This is a genomic window from Rhodomicrobium udaipurense JA643, assembly GCF_000636015.1.
Lineage (GTDB): Bacteria > Pseudomonadota > Alphaproteobacteria > Rhizobiales > Rhodomicrobiaceae > Rhodomicrobium > Rhodomicrobium udaipurense.
In genome coordinates, this window is sequence record NZ_JFZJ01000213.1 from 1 (window position 1) to 2,298 (window position 2,298).

General features: G+C 63.5%; 2 protein-coding genes. One reads left to right on the forward strand and one right to left on the reverse strand.

The features are described from left to right. Positions 1-258: 258 nt before the first annotated feature. Entirely contained in the window at positions 259-699 is a 441-nt protein-coding gene (locus T281_RS16880) for a membrane lipoprotein lipid attachment site-containing protein (protein WP_037242280.1), read from the reverse strand. Between the two features lie 545 nt (positions 700-1,244). On the opposite strand from T281_RS16880, the gene T281_RS16885 reads away from it, so the two are divergent. Continuing rightward, on the forward strand, positions 1,245-2,298 hold a 1,054-nt coding region (locus T281_RS16885; RefSeq protein WP_037242283.1), incomplete at its 3' end, for a phosphomethylpyrimidine synthase ThiC.

The window sequence follows — 2,298 nt, forward strand, 5'->3', positions numbered from 1 at the left end:
GGCGTTAAATCGGTGGCGATTCCGAGAGCGTCGGGCTTCGGCCCAACGCCTGCAAGCCTCGGAAGATGCGGTCGAACACGCCGAGTCCGGTTTCGGCTGAAGAGGTGTGGCTTTCCGGCGCTGAGCCTCGAAGGGCGTTTTTGAACCTCAAAGCCTTGAGTTGCTTTGCGAAGTAAATCCCGAAGGTAACGTCGCAGCTCTACATCGAGCGGGATACAGACCGCAAATGCGCGACCTTGTTCGCGTGCTCCGCCTAAATCAGACCTTCACCTTCGCGACGGCGGGCACGTCGTTGCAGGGGCTCTTTTCGTGCTTCAGCGTCTTCCTGCCCTCTGGCGGCTTGCCCTTGAAGTAGCGTGCCGTGGCGATGGCGACCTGCGGCTGGCCCTCGCCGTTCGACACCTGCTGAATGCCGTCCTGATACCAGCCATCATATTTGCGCGCGGTCGCTTCCTCGCGGGCGCGACACCAGACCACCGCCGACAAATCCGCGAAGGTGTATTTGCTCGTGGTCGCCGCCGCGAGGCGCAGCGTATCCGCGCCCTGCTCCGTCACCACGACGTCTTTCACCGTGAAAATGCCCGACTGCGGCATCTTCGTCGTATCGACAGCCGCTGCCTGCAAAGGCTGCGTTTCCGTATTGGAGGCGCAGCCAGCCAGCGCAACCGTGGCGACGGCAAATAAGGCAAATCTTTTCATGACCCGACCGATCCGTGAATTCGTTGACGCGAAGGCCGCCAGCCCCTTTGGCGCGCCGGTTCTTGAGCGTGGCGGCTGATTCTCGGCACTTCTGTGGCTCGCACCGGCGGTTTTCAACCTTAGATTGCTAAGGCTTTTCGTTCGGCATGCGACTGTTGCGCAAAAACCGCGCGCGGTGCCGAGCCTTTCCCGGCTTCGCGCGAGCCCCCGCCGCTTCGCCCAAGCCCTGCCCGCTTCGCCCAAGCCCCTCTCGATTCCTTCAATTGCAATCGCGAGCCTTTCGAGCGATGATCCGGCCATACCAAGGGGGGCCGCAGGCATGCGGCTGAGATTGCGCTGAGATGGCCTGAAGCAGCGAAGCGGTAGGCGAAAGACGCCTGAAGCAGCGAAGCGGTTGGCCAACATTTGCCGCGCGACGACTCGTTGAACCTGATCCGGTTAGGACCGGCGGAGGGAATGGTCTTGCGAAAGTGCCGCTTGTTTTCCCGAAAGCGCTTGCGCTTCGCGGCCCTGACTCACCCCCCGATCACGCAAGGAGACAGCGCATGAACGCGCCCATCGACCCGAAAAAGATTGAGCCGGTGAAAGTCACGACGGGTTCGCTGCCGGGGTCGCGCAAGGTCTATGCCGAGGCGGCTCCAGACGTGCGGGTGCCGTTCCGCGAGATCGCGCTGCATGAGAGTTCGGGCGAGCCGCCGTTCCGCGTCTACGACACGAGCGGCCCCTATTCCGACGAAGCCACCCGTATCGACGTGCATGCGGGCCTCGCCCGTCATCGCGACACGTGGGTGAAGCGTCGCGCCGTCGAAGCCTACGAAGGCCGCGCCGTGAAGCCCGAAGACGATGGCAATGTCGGCGAAGCGCATCGCGCGCGCGAATTTTCGCATCGCTATCCGGTTTACCGCGCTGCCGACGGCCAGCCGCTGACGCAGCTCGAACTGGCGCGCGCGGGCGTAGTCACCGAAGAGATGGTCTACATCGCGAACCGCGAGAACCTCGGCCGCACGGCGGCGCTCGACCGCGCCAAGGAAGCGCTCGCGGATGGCGAAAGCTTCGGCGCGTCGATCCCGGAGTTCATCACGCCGGATTTCGTGCGCGACGAGGTGGCGCGCGGCCGCGCCATCATCCCGGCCAATGTGAATCACGCCGAGCTTGAGCCGATGATTATCGGTCGCAACTTCCTCACCAAGGTGAACGCCAACATCGGCAACTCCGCTGTCTCATCCTCGGTCGAGGAAGAGGTGGAGAAGATGGTGTGGTCCATCCGCTGGGGGGCGGACACGGTGATGGACCTGTCCACGGGGCGCAACATCCACACCACGCGCGAGTGGATCATTCGCAACGCGCCCGTGCCCATCGGCACAGTGCCCATCTATCAGGCGCTGGAGAAGGTGAACGGCGATCCCGTCAAGCTCGACTGGGAGGTGTACAAGGACACGCTCATCGAGCAGTGCGAGCAGGGCGTCGATTACTTCACCATTCATGCGGGCGTGCGGCTGCGCTATGTGCCGCTTTCGGCGAAGCGCGTCACCGGCATCGTGTCGCGCGGCGGCTCGATCATGGCGAAGTGGTGCCTCGCGCATCACCGCGAGAGCTTCC